The organism is Flavobacterium sp. CYK-55, assembly GCF_018413465.1.
Taxonomy (GTDB): domain Bacteria; phylum Bacteroidota; class Bacteroidia; order Flavobacteriales; family Flavobacteriaceae; genus Flavobacterium.
Window position 1 is genome coordinate 20,400 of record NZ_JAHCDK010000010.1, and the last position, 16,722, is coordinate 37,121.

15 protein-coding genes and 1 pseudogene are annotated in these 16,722 nt (G+C 40.3%); 8 read left to right on the forward strand and 8 right to left on the reverse strand.

The annotated features are described in order from the left end of the window. Nucleotides 1–110 precede the first annotated feature (110 nt). The 4 genes and pseudogenes from KIH23_RS10795 to KIH23_RS10805 all read left to right on the forward strand — a co-directional run. Nucleotides 111–1,055: pseudogene (locus KIH23_RS10795) on the forward strand (2-hydroxyacid dehydrogenase); the annotation flags it as partial. Between the two features lie 57 nt (nucleotides 1,056–1,112). Further along, nucleotides 1,113–1,469 carry a VOC family protein gene (locus tag KIH23_RS13760; protein WP_317197038.1) on the forward strand — a complete coding sequence of 119 codons (357 nt, stop codon included), beginning with the start codon at nucleotides 1,113–1,115 and terminating at the stop codon, nucleotides 1,467–1,469. A gap of 42 nt (nucleotides 1,470–1,511) precedes the next feature. Further along, entirely contained in the window at nucleotides 1,512–1,808 is a 297-nt protein-coding gene (locus tag KIH23_RS10800; RefSeq protein WP_213213503.1) for a TM2 domain-containing protein, read from the forward strand. A gap of 11 nt (nucleotides 1,809–1,819) precedes the next feature. Further along, nucleotides 1,820–2,197 (forward strand): VOC family protein, encoded by a 378-nt coding sequence (locus KIH23_RS10805; RefSeq protein WP_213213504.1) that lies wholly within the window; start codon nucleotides 1,820–1,822, stop codon nucleotides 2,195–2,197. On the opposite strand, the gene KIH23_RS10810 is transcribed toward KIH23_RS10805, so the two are convergent. Then, nucleotides 2,198–4,012 (reverse strand): GNAT family N-acyltransferase, encoded by a 1,815-nt coding sequence (locus KIH23_RS10810; protein ID WP_213213505.1) that lies wholly within the window; start codon nucleotides 4,010–4,012, stop codon nucleotides 2,198–2,200. A 124-nt stretch (nucleotides 4,013–4,136) separates the two neighbouring features. Between KIH23_RS10810 and KIH23_RS10815 the strand changes: the two genes are divergently transcribed. Next, a complete protein-coding gene (locus KIH23_RS10815) occupies nucleotides 4,137–4,898 on the forward strand; it encodes an exodeoxyribonuclease III (protein ID WP_213213506.1) in 762 nt (253 codons plus the stop codon). A 119-nt stretch (nucleotides 4,899–5,017) separates the two neighbouring features. Next, nucleotides 5,018–5,977 (forward strand): OmpA family protein, encoded by a 960-nt coding sequence (locus KIH23_RS10820; protein ID WP_213213507.1) that lies wholly within the window; start codon nucleotides 5,018–5,020, stop codon nucleotides 5,975–5,977. 33 nt (nucleotides 5,978–6,010) lie between these two features. Here KIH23_RS10820 and KIH23_RS10825 read toward each other — a convergent pair whose 3' ends face one another. The 7 genes from KIH23_RS10825 to panC form a co-directional block, all read right to left on the reverse strand. Continuing rightward, nucleotides 6,011–7,381 carry a PQQ-dependent sugar dehydrogenase gene (locus tag KIH23_RS10825; protein ID WP_213213508.1) on the reverse strand — a complete coding sequence of 457 codons (1,371 nt, stop codon included), beginning with the start codon at nucleotides 7,379–7,381 and terminating at the stop codon, nucleotides 6,011–6,013. A 76-nt stretch (nucleotides 7,382–7,457) separates the two neighbouring features. Continuing rightward, nucleotides 7,458–9,416, reverse strand: a complete 1,959-nt coding sequence (locus tag KIH23_RS10830; RefSeq protein ID WP_213213509.1) for a transglycosylase domain-containing protein — start codon at nucleotides 9,414–9,416, stop codon at nucleotides 7,458–7,460. Nucleotides 9,417–9,428: 12 nt separating this feature from the next. Further along, a complete protein-coding gene (radA, locus tag KIH23_RS10835; RefSeq protein ID WP_213213510.1) occupies nucleotides 9,429–10,790 on the reverse strand; it encodes a DNA repair protein RadA in 1,362 nt (453 codons plus the stop codon). 5 nt (nucleotides 10,791–10,795) lie between these two features. Beyond that, a complete protein-coding gene (locus KIH23_RS10840) occupies nucleotides 10,796–11,938 on the reverse strand; it encodes an alpha/beta hydrolase-fold protein (RefSeq protein ID WP_213213511.1) in 1,143 nt (380 codons plus the stop codon). A 50-nt stretch (nucleotides 11,939–11,988) separates the two neighbouring features. Then, on the reverse strand, nucleotides 11,989–12,993 hold the full coding sequence (locus KIH23_RS10845) for a lysylphosphatidylglycerol synthase transmembrane domain-containing protein (RefSeq protein ID WP_213213512.1): 1,005 nt from the start codon (nucleotides 12,991–12,993) through the stop codon (nucleotides 11,989–11,991). A gap of 12 nt (nucleotides 12,994–13,005) precedes the next feature. Beyond that, entirely contained in the window at nucleotides 13,006–13,356 is a 351-nt protein-coding gene (gene panD / locus KIH23_RS10850; protein WP_213213513.1) for an aspartate 1-decarboxylase, read from the reverse strand. Nucleotides 13,357–13,361: 5 nt separating this feature from the next. Then, nucleotides 13,362–14,210, reverse strand: a complete 849-nt coding sequence (gene panC, locus KIH23_RS10855; RefSeq protein WP_213213514.1) for a pantoate--beta-alanine ligase — start codon at nucleotides 14,208–14,210, stop codon at nucleotides 13,362–13,364. A gap of 109 nt (nucleotides 14,211–14,319) precedes the next feature. On the opposite strand from panC, the gene KIH23_RS10860 reads away from it, so the two are divergent. Beyond that, nucleotides 14,320–15,120, forward strand: a complete 801-nt coding sequence (locus KIH23_RS10860) for a glycogen/starch synthase (protein WP_213213515.1) — start codon at nucleotides 14,320–14,322, stop codon at nucleotides 15,118–15,120. Nucleotides 15,121–15,132: 12 nt separating this feature from the next. After that, the gene (locus KIH23_RS10865; RefSeq protein WP_213213516.1) at nucleotides 15,133–16,719 is read left to right on the forward strand and encodes a DUF4270 domain-containing protein; all 1,587 of its coding nucleotides are present in this window, start codon (nucleotides 15,133–15,135) and stop codon (nucleotides 16,717–16,719) included. Nucleotides 16,720–16,722 lie beyond the last annotated feature (3 nt).

Sequence of the window (16,722 nt, forward strand, 5' to 3'; positions counted from 1 at the left end):
ATGTTGAGTAGTCAAAACTTTTGCGAGCTAATGTATGAAAAATCACATTCAAAAAGGGTAAAGTTTAAAATACTAAATTGGCTTTTCATATATTTGAATTCAAAAAATACATGGCTTTAGTTCAAGATTTCAAGATTCTTCACCTCGATAGCAACCATCCAACTTTGTGGCAACAGTTGCAAGATTTAGGCTGTGAAAACCATCAAGATTACACGTCAACCAAAGCCGAAGTGGCCGCCAAAATCCACGAGTATCACGGCATTGTCATCCGCAGTCGATTTGTCCTTGACCGCGCTTTTTTAGAAAAAGCCACGCAACTCAAATTCATTGCGCGTGTGGGCGCTGGCCTTGAAAGCATTGATGCCGAAGCTGCCGCCGAGCACAACATCGCGCTCATTGCTGCGCCCGAAGGTAACCGAAATGCTGTGGGCGAACACGCTTTGGGCATGTTGCTTTCCCTGATGAATCACCTCAATCAAGCCGATACGCAAATCCGTCAAGGTCAGCGACAGCGCGAAGGCAACCGCGGGCACGAACTCGATGGCAAAACCGTCGGGATTATTGGGTATGGAAATATGGGGAAATCCTTCGCCAAAAAGCTGCGCGGCTTTGATGTGGAGGTTTTGTGTTACGATATACAAGAGCATGTGGGCGATGCCAATGCGAAGCAAGTTTCACTTGAAGAGCTGCAACAAAAAGCCGATGTTTTGAGTTTGCACATTCCGTGGACACCTGAGACCAATGGCCTAGTCAATGCTGAATTCATTCATGCTTTTGCCAAACCATTTTGGCTCATCAATACCTCGCGCGGCAAAAATGTGGTTACTGCTGATTTGGTTTCGGCGCTTAAATCCGGAAAAATCATAGGGGCAGGCCTAGATGTAATCGAATATGAAAACCTTTCATTTGAAACTTTAAACAGCGATGCATTGCCCGAGCCTTATCAGTATTTGCTCCAAGGGTCGAATGTTTTGCTCACACCTCATATTGCCGGCTGGACTTTTGAAAGCCACGAACGATTAGCGCAAGTGATTGTCGATAAAATCAAAGCGCTCATTTTTCATCAATCTTCTACAGAGATTCCAAAACCTAAAGTGACCGGAATTGGCGGTGTGTTTTTTAAAGCTAAAAACCCTGCAGAACTCAAAGCTTGGTATGCCGAACATTTGGGTTTTCCGGTGGATGAATACGGTTGTTCGTTTTGGTGGAAAGACGTTCAAGGCCATGATGCCATGACGCAATGGTCTCTGTTTGCCAACGATAGTCAATATTTTGAACCGAGCCAAGCGCCGCTGATGCTCAACTATCGCGTGAATGATTTAGAAGGTTTGCTCAGTCAATTAAAATCCTCAGGAATAACCGTTGTGGGTGAGCCGCAAAGTTTTGATTACGGCCAATTTGCATGGATACTCGACCCCGAAGGAAATAAAATTGAACTTTGGCAAGCCAATGACCGCGCATTTTTATAAAACTTTTTTTACTTTTATGACACTAACTTTAAAACAAACATCATGGAAGACCAAAAATTCGAAGCGTGGAACCAACCGCAACCTGAACCGCAACCCCAATATCGCCCTGATAACAAAAAGGTAGCGGCCGGAATTCTCGCCATTTTATTAGGCGGATTAGGCGTACATAAATTCGTTTTAGGATACACGACTGAAGGAATTCTGCAAATTGTTTTTAGCATCATTACCTGTGGAATTGCCGGAAGTTTGATTGGTCTTATCGAAGGAATTATTTACTTGACCAAAACCGATGAAGAGTTTTACCAAATGTATCAGGTAAACAAAAAAGGCTGGTTTTAAGATTGGCTTTGATGAACCTCAATCAACTTACCATTCCGGTAGCTGAACTTGAACGTTCGGTTGCTTTTTATCAGAAATTAGGGCTTCAACTCATAGTGTTGTCACGGCCACATTATGCTCGTTTTGCTTGTGCTGATGGGTCAACTACATTTTCTTTGCATTTAGCTGAAGGCCTAATAAATTCTGGTTGTTGGATTTATTTTGAAATCGAAAACCTCGATCAAAAAGTCCATGAATTGCAAAAACAAGGGTTTGATTTTGAAGAATTGCCCAATGATAAACCGTGGCTTTGGCGTGAGGCTCGGTTAAAAGATACGGATGGTCATCAACTTATTTTGTATTATGCCGGACAGAATAGGCTCAATCCGCCGTGGCGTATTAAAGAATAATTATTCGCCTTTCTCAGCGAGTTTGCGCTCAAGTTCTGCCTGAAATTCTTCCATAACCGGTTTTACAGTACTTTCGGGCAAGTCGGCAATGCGAATATACATCAAGCCGTCTACGGCATTGTTAAACAACGGATCCACATTAAAAGCAATCACGCGTGCATTTTGTTTGATGTATTTTTTAATCAGCACCGGCAAACGCAAAGTGCCCGGCTCGATTTCATCAATAATTTTATCGAATTTATTCAAATCGGCTTCGGCTTCTTCAAATACAAAATCCTTGTCGGCATCTTTGAGTTTTACTTTGTATTCCTTTTTCGGATATACATATTGCGCCACATACGGATCATAATAATGCGATTTCATAAACTCAATCATCAGCGATTTTGAAAACTCCGTAAACTGATTGCTGATGCTCACCCCGCCAATCAAATAACGGTGCTCCGGATGGCGCAAAGTAGTATGCACAATGCCTTTCCAAAGCAAAAATAGCGGCATGGGTTTTTGCTGATATTCTTTGGTGATGAACGCGCGTCCCATCTCAATAGATTTGCTCATCATATCGAACAACTCAGGCTCAAATCTGAACAATTCCTGCAAATAAAACCCCGAAATTCCGTGTTTGGCAAAAATCTCAGAACCCAAGCCCATACGATAAGCGCCTGCAATTTGTTGGTTTTCTTCATCCCACAAAAACATGTGGTGATAATATTCATCGTATTTATCGAGGTCAATAGAGTTGTTGGTTCCTTCGCCTATTTCTCTGAAAGTCACCTCGCGCAAACGCCCAATTTCGTGCAAGATGTTCGGAATTTTATGCGCTTCGGTAAAGAATACTTCATAGTTTTTGCTCACAGTTAGTCGAGAGTCAGAATGGCGCAAATTTTCAACTTCAGCCGCCATTTTCTCGCGGTTGGCCGGTGTGGCAATTTGCTTTGGACTGCGCGGTAGTTTTAACTGATTGAGATTTGTAGCCGATAGAAAGTTGTGGTCTTCATCATCAAATGAATTGGCCAACATATAGGTTTTCTTGCGCAAAAATTCTGAATATTCCTCTATAGTTTTATGCTCGTTTTGCTCGGTCACCAAAATAGGCTTTCCGATGCGGACTTTAATTACACGGTCTTTTTGGGTTAGTAATTCCGAAGGCAATTTGGCCGTGCGCAAAGTTGAATTCAAGCTGGACAAAAAGTAAAACAAACGGCTGTTTTTGGCGTGAAAATAAATCGGAACCACCGGAACTTGCGCTTTGCGAATCACTTTAATCGCGCCTTCTTCCCAGGTTTTATCAACCACAAGCTTTCCGTCTTTATAGGTTGAAACTTCACCGGCCGGAAACATACCCAAAGGTTTTCCGTCGCTCAAATGGCGCAGCGTTTCTTTGATGCCCACCACGCTTGATTTGGCATCTTTGTGGTTTTCAAACGGATTCACCGGCATGATATACGGTTTCATCGGATCAATACGGTGCAACAAAAAGTTGGCGATGATCTTGAAATTCGGTTCGCGCTCGAGCATGAGTTTCAAGAGCAATATGCCGTCAATTCCTCCCAGCGGATGGTTTGAAATGGTAATGTATGCGCCGTCTTTGGGCAAGCGCTTGAGGTCTTCTTCAGGAATTTCAAATTTAATCTGAAACTCATCCAAAATGGCATTCAGAAAATCTAAATCGCGCAAATGCTTGTTGCGGTCGTAAATTTTATTCAGGGTTGAAATCTTCAAAACCTTCATGAGCAACCAACCAATAAAAGTGCCCAAAACGCCGTATTTATCGACATTGATCGCCTTGGCAACTTCTTTAGCGGTAACTAATCCCATGAATAAATTTTAAATTGATTGAGCCGGAAACAAAGATAGCAAAAAACTCTACTTTGAAAGGCTTTTGTTGAATTTCCTCGGCACATTTTTATTACTTTTGAAACGCTCATTTCAAAAGCCAATCATGAAGATAATTTCATACAATGTCAACGGTATTCGGGCTGCTATTTCTAAAGGATTCATCCATTGGTTGCAAGCGGCAGACCCCGATGTAATTTGCCTGCAAGAAATCAAAGCAACACCCGATCAAATTCCAACGCTTGATATAGAACTCGCAGGTTACCCTTATCACTATTGGTTTCCGGCGCAAAAAAAAGGCTACAGTGGCGTGGCGATTTTGTCAAAAGTTCAGCCCAAAAATGTAGTTTTCGGAACCGGCATAGAGCACATGGATTTTGAAGGCCGCAACTTGCGCGTTGATTTTGAAGATTTCTCGGTCATGAGTTTGTATTTGCCTTCGGGCACCAATATTGATCGGCTTGACCACAAGTTCATGTATATGGACGATTTTCAGAACTACATCAGCGAGCTCAAAAAAACCATTCCCAACCTGATTATCTGCGGCGATTACAACATTTGTCACGAGGCTATTGACATCCACGATCCGGTGCGAAACAAAACCGTTTCAGGCTTTTTGCCAGAAGAGCGCGCTTGGCTCGACGGCTTTATGAAATCGGGCTTTATTGACAGTTTTAGAATGCTCAACCCAGAACCGCACAACTATACTTGGTGGAGCTATCGTGCCGGTGCGCGCGGCAACAACAAAGGTTGGCGTATTGATTATTGCTTGGTCAGCGAGCCGTTGCGATCACGCATCAAGCGAGCGCTCATTTTACCCGAAGCCAAGCATTCTGATCATTGCCCCACAACCGTTGAAATTAGTTAGAAGCCAAGAACCTGCTCTGCGCTACTATCTTTTGGGTTGAACCCCAACCCAAAAGGATAACCGCTTCGATCAGGGCTAGGGCATCCATCAAAAATGAATCATTTGAATCACCCTAAAATATGAAACAAACCGCAACCCTATTACTCGGCCTACTGGTACTCACTTCATCGTGTGTGACCAAAAAAGTGTATCAAGACCTTGAAAGCAAATACGCCGACCTCAAAAAAGAAAACCGTCGTCTGCAAGATGAAAACGATGATTGCGTCAAAACCAAAGCCGATTTAGACATGGCTTACAACGCACTCAAAGATGAACTCAATACAACCAAGCTAGAGCGTGATCGCAACATGGCCGATTATACCTCGGCGAGCAACAACCTCAAAGCGCTTCAGTCATCTTATGACGCCTTAGAGAAAAACAGCAACGATGCTTTGCAAGCCAACATGGCCAAAAACCGCGATTTGCTTGACGAACTCAAAGCCAAAGAAAGAGCCTTGGCCAATGAACAATCTCGACTCAATAAACTCAAAGCTGATTTGCAAGCCAGCTCTGAGCGCCTCACCGAGCTTGAAAACTTGATGGCCGCCAAAGATGCCAGCATGCGCAAACTCAAAGAAACTTTATCGAGCGCGCTCAACAGTTTTGAAGGTAAAGGACTCACGGTTCATCAAAAAAACGGAAAAGTCTACGTATCCATGGAAAACAAATTATTGTTTAGCTCCGGAAGTTGGGCCGTAGGCTCTGAAGGGCGCCGTGCTGTGGTTGAAGTAGGTAAAGTATTGGCTGCCAACCCCGATATTTCAGTGCTCATTGAAGGCCACACCGACGACGACGCTTATAATGGTTCAGGTCCGATTGCCGACAACTGGGATTTATCAACCAAACGCGCCACAGTAATTGTCAATATTTTGGCCGAGAACAAAAGCATCAATCCGCAGAATTTAACAGCAGCGGGCCGTAGTGAATATGCGCCGATATCAAGCAACAATACCGCTGACGGAAAAGCCAAGAATCGCCGTATTGAAATTATCTTGACCCCTAAACTCGACGAGATATCCAAAATGTTGAATCAAATGTAATAGAAAAGGGCTCCGTTTTGGAGCCCTTTTTATTTATTGAATGGTTAGTTTTGATTGCCATTGTTTTTGGTCTTTTCCTTGAATTCGCATCAAATAAACTCCACTTGATAATGATGAAGTGTTTACTGATTGCTCGGTTTCAGTAATGTTTTGGCTGTGTAATAACTTTCCGGCAAGGTCAAAAATTTGGGCTTGTGCCGGATATATTAATTTTTTAGACTTGACAAAAACTTCTGCACCTGCCGGATTAGGATAAACTTGTAAATCATTTGCTTCAAAGGTATTATTGGCCAATTGAGACGTATCAATAAGTTTATAAATTGTTCCGTTGGTAATACCCGCAATATACATTTCTCCGTTGAGGTCTTGTCCAAAGGTTGAGAAGTTTCCGGAGAAAGTATTTGACCAAGTAATTGTACTCGAACCCACCGAAATCATTCCGATTTTATTAAAGCAATAATCAGCCATAAAGTATTTGCCGTAAAAATTTGGGTAAGTAGAACCGCGGTAAACATAACCTCCCGTTATTGAACAACCCACACTATGGCTGTATTGAGCTACAGGAAAAGTATAAGTTGTGCCTGAAACGGCACATCCATTAGTGTACACGTTATTGGCTTCATAACATTTCCAGCCATAGTTTAAACCCGGATCTACCGGAGCAGGACTATGGTTTACTTCTTCATAAGCATCTTGACCAACATCGGCTATCCATAAATCGTTGTTGAGCATATCAAACGAAAATTTCCAGGGATTGCGCAAGCCAATAGCCCAAATTTCATCGTTTCCGGCAATTCCAACATACGGATTGGTGGCCGGAATTCCGTATGGAGCCGTTCCGTCAACATCAATGCGGAGCATCTTACCTAAATTTTCATTGATGTTTTGCGCACGGTTACCCGGATCACCACCACTTCCGCCATCGCCCATACCAATATATAAATAGCCGTCAGCACCAAAACGAATTGTGCCCCCGTTGTGATTAGTAAAAGGTTGGTCAATGGTGAGTAAAATAGTGCCGGAGTTTGGATTAGCAATGTTTGGGTCAGAACTAACAGCATATCTCGCAATCACAGTATCGCCAGCCGTGTTGGTATAATTGAGATAAAAATAGCCGTTATTGGCATAATTGGGATGGAAAGCTAAGCCCAACAAACCTTGTTCACCTCCATTTGAAACGGTTCCTGAAGGCAAGGTCAAAAAGTTGGTTGGATTTACTGTTCCGTTTAAATTTAAGATTTTAATTGAACCACCTTTTTGAACCACAAACAAACGCGAATCGCCCGCCGGATGCGTGATTTCGATGGGAGCCGAAAAGCCTGTGGCAAATGAGGTTAAACCGATAGTTTGCGCATTAGATAATGCAGAAAGGCCGATAAGCATCAGCGAAATCATTTTTTTCATAGCACTAGAATTGAATGTTTAGGTTGTAAATATAGCAATCCTAAAATTACAGACCAACAATCAAGGACAGAACTGCTTAAAAATCAAACTCTTCAATACTTGATATGGTGTCGGCTTCCGTTGGATTATCCACGCGAATTTTAATCAGAGATCTTGCCGGACCTGAAACCATAATGGGCAATCGGTTGATTGTGTCTTCTGAGCTGATTAATCCGCGGCGCATCATTAAACCAATTAATTGATCATCGCGACTCGTGGCAAACGATCTCAGATTGCCTTCGGTGTTAAATTGATACATAAACCTGCGCGGACTCGGAATAATATTGGCCAAATACAAGCACTCGTTCAAAGTGAGTTGCGAAGGATGTTTTTGAAAGTAATAATGTGCAGCTTCGCCAATTCCGTATACATTCGGACCCCATTCAATGATGTTGAAATACACCTCAAGCATGCGCTCTTTGCTTACAATATGGTTGTTTTCCATGATATACACCAGCAAAATTTCTTCAAGTTTGCGCGAGAGTGTTTTTTCCCGAGTTAAAAAGGCATTTTTAATCAATTGCATGCTGATGGTGCTGCCGCCGCGTGAGAATTTACGGGTGCGGATATTCTTAACAATTGACTGTTTGAAGGCTTCTTTGATAAAACCTCTGTGTGAGAAAAACGATGGGTCTTCGGTAGTTAAAACACATTTTCTAAGGTAAGGTGAAATTTGACTCAGAGGTGTGTAATTCGGGTTTGATGGCCCGACCATGACTCCGCGTTGTTCAATTCCGTTGATGATGGCATGATACATAAACGGTCCGTTGAGTTTGGTTAGATTGGCTTCGCCGTATTTGAGAATTTCGAGATTTTCTTTATTAAACTGACTGTCAAAAACGGTTTTGTTCGGATGGTCTTTGTTGATGGCTAAATTGAGTTTGTAATCAAAGTTTCCGGTCACTTCCATGCCTTGAAAATGCGTAAACAATCCTTCGGGTAATGAAGTGATGAAGTTTTGCGCACTCATTTTAGGAATCTTGACTTTGAGCGTGTAGATTTTATCAAACTCATTGTCATAAGAAACATACGGATGACATTTAATTTTATTTAAAACCGCTGTTGAACTGCTGTCTAGCGCAATAAAGTTTTCGCCTAAAACAAACTTGTAGTCCAGACGCGCATTTTTGATGACCACATCTTTGCTGGCAATTTTCGGGTGATTAATTGTAAAATTGCGCACTGAGCTTGATCCGTTGATATGTAACTCTCCACTTTCCATCTCAATTTCAGTTACCTTTAATCGAATCGAATCAAAACTTGACTGAAGATTGTAGCGCTCGTCAAAATAGGGAACTTTGATTTTTCCGGTGTCGAGGTTGAAAAAGCGCAAATCGGTTTGTTTGTTGCGCGGATCGGCAAAACCTTTAATCTTCCAACGTTGCGCAAAAGTGTTGGTGCGAACTTCAATAGAAGATTCAAGTTGTTTGTCAACCAAAATCATTTGGTTCAAACGCATCATAGCTGCCTTTCCTCGATCATTCACGCGCAGGGTTAAATGGGCAAGTTTCAAATCTGTCGGAACCAAATTCAAACCTTTGTTGAGTAGTTTGTAGGCCAGCTTGGCATAATTGCTTTTTTCACCGGTGTCAACCGTATCTTTTTTGGGTAGAAAAGATTTAAAGTTCCAACCTTTCTCATTTTTGATCAATTGCAAATATCCGTTGCGCGCATCTAAATGTGTAAGTTGAATGTCGCCTAAGAACAGATGCCACAAACTCACTTCGGCTTTGACATCGGACATTGATAAGAGCGTATCAGCATGTTTGGGTTTGAGTATGATTCCTTGCATAGAAACACCCGTAATTCCGGTAAATTCGGCATGTTTTACAGAGAATTTACTGTCGTATTCACGATCCATTTTTTTAGAAATGTGCGCGATGGCTTCTTGCAAAATCGAATCGCGAAATACAATGGCCAAAATCATCAACACAACCAACAAAGCGGCGGAAATTTTTAGGGCAAGAAAAATTTTCTTTTTGCGGGTTTTCTTCATTGGATTTATATTTTATCCAAACAATTCGCTGGCAATGTCTTCAATTTTAGAGACCAATTTGACTTGAATCATGGCGCTTTTGTGCGAAATTTTGTTGTACTTAGAAACAAATATAGTTGAAAAACCCAATTTTTCGGCTTCTTGTATGCGGTGGTCAATGCGGTTCACCGGACGAATCTCACCCGAGAGTCCGACTTCGCCTGCAAAACACACACCTTGTTCAATAGGGATATCTTCGTTTGATGAAAGTATGGCGGCTACAACAGCCAAATCAATCGCTGGGTCATCAACATTGATGCCGCCGGTAATGTTGAGAAAAACGTCTTTGGCAGCCAGTCTGAAACCGGCTCTTTTTTCAAGCACAGCCAAAATCATGTTGAGTCTTTTGGCGTTGTATCCGGTGGTGCTGCGTTGTGGCGTTCCATAAACAGCGGTGCTTACAAGCGCTTGAATTTCAATCATCAGCGGACGCGATCCTTCAAGTGTTGAGGCGATTGCAGTTCCTGATAATCCAGAATCTTGATGAGATATTAATATTTCTGACGGATTTGAAACTTCGCGCAATCCGCTGCCGAGCATTTCATAAATGCCCAATTCTGCAGTAGAACCAAAGCGATTTTTAAGCGATCGCAGAATTCGATAGACGTGATTTCGGTCGCCTTCAAATTGCAAAACCGTATCAACCATGTGCTCGAGAATTTTAGGGCCGGCAATAGTTCCGTCTTTGGTAATATGACCAATCAAAATGACCGGAATGTTGGTTTCTTTGGCAAATTTAATCAGCTCTGCGGTGGTTTCGCGAATTTGTGAAATACTACCCGGCGAGGCTTCTATATATTCTGTATGCAGCGTTTGAATTGAATCAATGATGACAATTTCAGGCTCGATTTCTTCAATTTGCTTGAAGATATTTTGCGTTTTGGTTTCGGTCAGGACATAGCAATTGTCGGCTTTATCGGTAATGCGTTCAGCGCGCATTTTTATTTGTTTTTGGCTTTCTTCTCCTGAAACATAAAGTGTTCTGTACGGAAGTTTGAGCGAGATTTGCAACAATAAGGTGCTTTTACCGATTCCGGGTTCTCCACCCAATAAAATAAGCGATCCGGGAATAATACCACCGCCCAGAACACGATTGAGCTCACCGTCGAGTGTGTTCATTCGCACTTCTTGTGCGCTGTCAATTTCTTTAATTTTGAGTGGGCGGGGTGTTTTTTTTGTTTCTGCAGAACTGCTTCGCCAGGAAGTTTTCTCTTCTTTCTGGACAATTTCTTCTACAATGGTGTTCCAAGCTTTGCAAGCATTGCATTGTCCTTGCCATTTGGCGTATTGGGTTCCGCAACTCTGACAAAAAAAGGCAGTTTTTATTTTAGACATAAAACCTATTGGTTTTTGAGTTCGTCTGCTTTGTCGAGCATCATATCTTTGGTCAAATCGCCGATTTCTTCTTTTTGAAAAGCTGCCTGATAGGCTTTTACGGCCTTTTTGTTATCACCCATGTTTTCGTACATCAAGCCCAATTCGTAATCGGCTAACATGGTTTTTGGGTAATTTTTGCGGGCTAAATCAGCTAGTTTGTCAAACTCTTCATAAGCTTTGTTTTTTAAAATAGCCGCTTCAATAGCTTTGAAATCATTGATTCGGATATTCATTTTTAGGCTTAATGACTTTTCTAGGGTTTCGTATTTTTTGGATAAATAATCAACATAACCCGAAGACAAAACGGCTATTTTATCATTGTATTCGGCCATAGAAATGGGTTGATACACTGAAAAAAATTGATACAAAGCATTCGGAATTGAGTGCAAAACCAGAGAATAATGTGAAGCACCTTTGAATTCGTCGAACTGATAATTAAGGTTTGGTTTTTTTATTTCTTTTACCGCTTTATCTAAGGTTTTGATGCGGTCTTGCATTTTTTTCAAATCACCGTCAGCCGTTGATTGATAGTAGTAAATGTTTTGCTCAAGGGTGTTGAGGCGGTTGGGAATATGTTCTTCCATTCCTGCCGGAAGTTCAGGACTCATTGAAATATAGGCGTCAAACAACGGTTTTTCTTTATACAGGAAAAAATTTAAAAAACCAGCTGTTACATCGTGTCCGGCTATGATTTTAAAAGGAGCAATACGGTATTTTTTTTCGAGATAACCAACTAGCTCCATACCAATAAATTCAAAAAACTTATTGCCCTTTTCATCGGGTAAGCCACTTATTTCATTGGTTGTACAGTCAGCGACACGCTCGTCGTTTTTGTTTTGCGAAACACCTACAATAATTACCTCAGGCAAATCGTCCCAGTAGGCACCGTAGTTAAGTGCTCCTTGAAAAGGATCAAATAAATAATCTCCGTCAAGCAAGACGAGCAAAGGATATTTTTGATTGGTATTTTTTAAGTAAGAATTTGGAAGGCTAATGGTGATTTCACGGTTTTCATTGAGTTTTGGAGAGAAAACTTCTTCGGTGATTTTTTGCGAAAAACTGCTCATTTGGTATAAAACACAAAGCAGTAAAACTATTTTTTTCATTTTTTTGCTGAAGGTGTTAGTTGCTTAAAAACAGTCAGCAATATAGTGATTTATTTTTTTCTGTTCATGATGGGCATTAATATAAATGAAATAGCGCCCAAAGCAACCACTACAAGCATTTGTGATATCCACACAATCCAACCAAAGGCCTGCCCTGTAGTTTCGGCAATTGAATAAAAGGTTAGGATTTTTGCAATCAAAAACGGATAAGAGCCAAAACCACTGTTGGTAAAGGCAATTGCAATACTGCCCACTACAAAGGCGCTTGCTACAGCATTTATAGGAAGATGACCGGTTTCTGGAAATACAAAGATGGCCAGATAAAAAGTCAATAAGTATGAGAACCAGATAAAAAAAGTATGTAAGAGATAAGCTCCTTTGTTTTTCATGTGTACGACGCTCATAACTCCGTCGCGTAACCCGCTTATTTTATCTCGGATGCTATGTACAAAGCCCCATTTTGAATATCGATATAGCCAAAACGCAATTGCTAACAGTGTTGTGCTCAAAACCATAAGAGTTATTAGTTGACCTAAAGGCAGTTGGTCAAGGATGAATTTTTTGACCAAATCAAATTGTAACCAAACAGCCCAAAGCATGAACATTAAAAGAACCAATAAATCAATAATCCGTTCGGCAACAATGCTTCCAAAGCCTTTGTCAAAAGGAATGTTGTTGTATTTTTTGATGAGTAATGCTCGAGAAACTTCACCTGATTTTGGAATAGTCAAATTCAAAACATAGCCTATACTCACTGCCATAAAGTTGTTGGCAAAACTTGAAGAGTATCCCAACTGAGTGAGTGAATACTTCCAGCGATATGCCCGAGAAGCATTGCCTAAAACAGCCACAATCCCGGCACAATAAATATAAAAATAGTCAGCAGTTTTGAAGTAATTTTTTATCTGATCTATTTGTTGATCATTGAATTTGTAATAGGTATATATCACTAAAAAAGCACCCACCAAAAAAGGCAAAACGATAGAAAACCAACGAGTTAATGCTGCTTTGAATCCTTCGTTTTCAGATTGGTTTTGATTGGGTTCGGCACTCATTTCAACGGAGTATTAACGCAGTGAATTGGTTTGTTCATTCGGAAAAATAATCCACGGGCGAAAGGTTTTGGCGGCTTCAAAATCCATTAACGCGTATGAAATGATAATGATGATGTCATCTTTTTGAACTTTACGAGCCGCTGGTCCGTTGAGCACGATTTCTCCACTATCAGGATTGCCTTTGATGGCATAAGTTTCAAAGCGCTCGCCATTATTGATGTTGACAATCGATACTTTTTCACCTTCAATAATATTAGAGGCTTGCATTAGATTTTCGTCAATGGTAATACTTCCGATGTAATTCAAATCGGCACCGGTTACGCGAACGCGATGTATTTTTGATTTTAAAACTTCAATTTGCATAAAATTTAGTATAGAGCAACGGTGTCAATGAGTCTGATTTGTGCTATAAATACCGCTATAAAAGCTCTGTATTTTTTGTTTTTACTTTTTCGAATGCAAGGCAACAACCTCGATTCGTCGGCAATCTGAAAATATTCAAGTTTCATTTCAGGAATTTTTTCAAAACTACTCACGACCCATTGATGAACAGCATGGGCGCTGTTGTTTTTAAATTTACTTCTAGCAGTTTTAAGAATTTTATAGATTACAGCCGCTTGTTTTTTTTGTTCATCATTCAGGCGTTGGTTGCGCGAACTCATAGCCAAACCATTGGATTCTCGAAAAATCGGACAACCAATAATTTCAACGGGTATCTTGAGCTTCTCGACCATTTTTTTGATAATCTGTAATTGCTGAAAGTCTTTTTCTCCAAAATAGGCCTTGTTTGGGTTGACAATTTCAAAGAGTTTCTTTACAACAGTGCCCACTCCATCGTAATGGCCGGGACGAAACTGTCCTTCCATTTGGGCTTCTAAGCCGTCAAAATCAAAGTGTTCAGACTGGGTTTGACCTTGATAGATGTCATCAACCGTTGGAGCATAAACAATGATGTCTTGAGAAACCGTTTTTATTTTAGCCACATCTGAATCAAGTGTTCGCGGATATTTTTCAAGGTCTTCAGGATTATTAAACTGTGTTGGGTTTACAAAAATACTCATAACAGTATAAGTGTTTTGAGTCATTGATTCGCGCAAAAGCGACAAGTGTCCTTCGTGCAACGCACCCATAGTCGGAACAAAACCGATGCTGGTTTGTGTCTTCGAAACCGATTTTAAAAAGGAAGATAAATCGGATTGTTTTTCGAATATTTTCATCGAAGCTTTCTTGAAATAGACTGCAAACTTAAGATTTTACTTCATACAAGCATAAATTTTTGTACTTTTGCCTGTTTTTTGACGAGAATTACTCAATAGTGAATTACTTATGGAGGATAAGAGGATATTATACGTATCATCTGAGGTAGTGCCTTATTTGGCAGAGAATGAAGTGTCTATGATGTCATATGATGTGCCAAAAATGGTCAATGATCGTGGCGGTCAGATCAGAATTTTCATGCCCAGATACGGGAATATTAATGAACGCAGACATCAACTACATGAGGTAATCAGATTGTCAGGGATGAATTTGGTAGTGAACGATTTAGATATGCCGCTCATTATTAAAGTGGCTTCGATTCCTAAAGAGCGCATCCAGGTTTATTTTATTGATAATGATGAATATTTTAAGCGAAAAGCGACTTTCACAGATGAAGACGGCACTTTGTATCCTGACAATGATGAGCGTGCAATTTTTTTTGCCAAAGGCGTAGTTGAGACCGTTAAAAAACTCAATTGGGTGCCTGATATTATTCATGTACATGGCTGGTTGGCTTCAATGCTTCCAATTTACATGAAACATTATTATAAAGACGAAGCCCTTTTTGCCGACACCAAAATTGTAACTTCTGTTTACACACAATCTTTTGAAGGGCAATTAGACGCAGAGATGATCAATAAAGTCAAATTTGACGGCGTTCCAGAAGCTTCGGTTTCAGCTTTATCTGACCCTAGTTTTGAGAACTTGATGAAAGCAACTGTAGATCATTCAGACGGTGTTATTGTTGCTACTGACCAATTGTCGGCAAGTTTAACAAAATATATAGAGTCATCGGGTAAACCTTTTCTATCTTTCGTTCCCAAAGAACAATTTGCAGAAGCATATACGCGTTTTTACGAGCTTCTTTAATTTCCGATATTCATGTACAAAAGAATTTTATTTCCTTGTTTTTTCATTTGTTTTGGTTTTTTGCTGCTGGGTTCATGCGACAGCGATTTTAATGAACTTGGAGCTGATATGATTGGCGGCGATAATTTTGAAGTTGGCGAACCAGAAACCTTTTCAGTTGCTGCTTATAACCCACAAACAGGTCCGGTTGAAACATCTGATTTGGCTATCAATGCTCTGGGGATATACAATGATCCTGTTTTTGGTAAAACTACTGCTTCATTTGCTCTTCAGTTAAGATTGCCTGATACAAAACCGGTAATTGATCCTTTATACCAGCCTGAAATTGACAGCGTGGTTGTTTCTATTCCGTATTTTGCCACAAGAGAAACTTTAGAAACTTCCGGACTTGCCACCTATACTTTAGATTCTATCTACGGTGATCCCGAAATTTCGAAAATGAAACTCAGTGTTTATGAGTCAAAATTCTTTATGCAAAATGTTGATCCGAATAGCCCAACAGGCGAAACAAAGAAATACTACAGCAATCAAAAAAACGACTTTGATGCAGTAAAAGGTCAAAAGTTAAATACGTTTCCTGATTTGGCACAAAACGATGAATTCTTTTTTGATAAAAAACAGGTCATTAATATTACTACTGATGAAGAAGGTGTCGAAACTCCTTCGTATAAAAGTCCGAGGCTTCGTTTGAAATTAGATAAAAATTTTTTTAAAACTAAAATTATGGAAGCCCCTGCCGGAAAGTTGTCAGATGACAGCGCTTTTCAAGAGTATTTCAGAGGATTGTATTTTACCGTTGAAGAAGCTCCGGGATATCAGAGTTGTATGGCCATGTTGAATTTAAAAGGAAACTCTACTGAAACCAGCAATCTGACCATTTATTACACAGAACTTAAGGATAAAACTTTACCTGACGGTGAACGAGTTAAAAAGACGATTGTTATGAGCCTCTCTGGACGTTCGGTAAATTTTCTTGAAAACCAACCTGTTAATCCTATTCCTGAGTCTGGTATGATTTATTTAAAAGGAGGTCAAGGTTCAATGGCTATAATTGATTTGTTTGGACGCGATGCCAACGGAAATTCTGCAGAATTAGACAACTTAAGAACTAAAAAATGGTTGGTCAATGATGCCAGTTTGACTTTTAAAGTAAACAGTGGTGCGATGTCTTCGTCAGTTAATGAACCCAATAGAATTTATTTGTACGATCTGACCAACAAGAGACCAATTGCCGATTATTATTCAGACCAAACAACCGCTGTAAAGCCAAAATATGCCAAAACTACTTTTGGAGGAATTATAAAAAAACAAAACGGTCGTGGCTATGAATACAAAATAAGGTTAACTAATTATATCAGAGCCTTGCTCAAAAATGAAGACTCAACCAATGTTCGGTTAGGATTGGTTGTAACCGAAAGCATAGCTGAGATAAATAATAAAAAACTTAAAACAGAAATTCCTACATTTGGCATCAAATATATTCCGACTGCTTCGGTTTTGAGCCCATTGGGAACTGTCATTTATGGCACCGATGCGGTAATCCCTGAAGATGATAGGATTAAATTTAAAATATATTTTACTAAACCTAAACAAAACTAAATT

Excerpts from the sequence above, each read along its gene's own strand:
- KIH23_RS10800 (WP_213213503.1), top strand. The coding sequence starts at position 1,512 with ATGGAAGACCAAAAATTCGAAGCGTGGAACCAACCGCAACCTGAACCG.
- KIH23_RS10805 (WP_213213504.1), top strand. The coding sequence starts at position 1,820 with ATGAACCTCAATCAACTTACCATTCCGGTAGCTGAACTTGAACGTTCG.
- KIH23_RS10810 (WP_213213505.1), bottom strand. The coding sequence starts at position 4,012 with ATGGGATTAGTTACCGCTAAAGAAGTTGCCAAGGCGATCAATGTCGAT.
- KIH23_RS10815 (WP_213213506.1), top strand. The coding sequence starts at position 4,137 with ATGAAGATAATTTCATACAATGTCAACGGTATTCGGGCTGCTATTTCT.
- KIH23_RS10820 (WP_213213507.1), top strand. The coding sequence starts at position 5,018 with ATGAAACAAACCGCAACCCTATTACTCGGCCTACTGGTACTCACTTCA.
- KIH23_RS10825 (WP_213213508.1), bottom strand. The coding sequence starts at position 7,381 with ATGAAAAAAATGATTTCGCTGATGCTTATCGGCCTTTCTGCATTATCT.
- KIH23_RS10830 (WP_213213509.1), bottom strand. The coding sequence starts at position 9,416 with ATGAAGAAAACCCGCAAAAAGAAAATTTTTCTTGCCCTAAAAATTTCC.
- radA (WP_213213510.1), bottom strand. The coding sequence starts at position 10,790 with ATGTCTAAAATAAAAACTGCCTTTTTTTGTCAGAGTTGCGGAACCCAA.
- KIH23_RS10840 (WP_213213511.1), bottom strand. The coding sequence starts at position 11,938 with ATGAAAAAAATAGTTTTACTGCTTTGTGTTTTATACCAAATGAGCAGT.
- KIH23_RS10845 (WP_213213512.1), bottom strand. The coding sequence starts at position 12,993 with ATGAGTGCCGAACCCAATCAAAACCAATCTGAAAACGAAGGATTCAAA.
- panD (WP_213213513.1), bottom strand. The coding sequence starts at position 13,356 with ATGCAAATTGAAGTTTTAAAATCAAAAATACATCGCGTTCGCGTAACC.
- panC (WP_213213514.1), bottom strand. The coding sequence starts at position 14,210 with ATGAAAATATTCGAAAAACAATCCGATTTATCTTCCTTTTTAAAATCG.
- KIH23_RS10860 (WP_213213515.1), top strand. The coding sequence starts at position 14,320 with ATGGAGGATAAGAGGATATTATACGTATCATCTGAGGTAGTGCCTTAT.
- KIH23_RS10865 (WP_213213516.1), top strand. The coding sequence starts at position 15,133 with ATGTACAAAAGAATTTTATTTCCTTGTTTTTTCATTTGTTTTGGTTTT.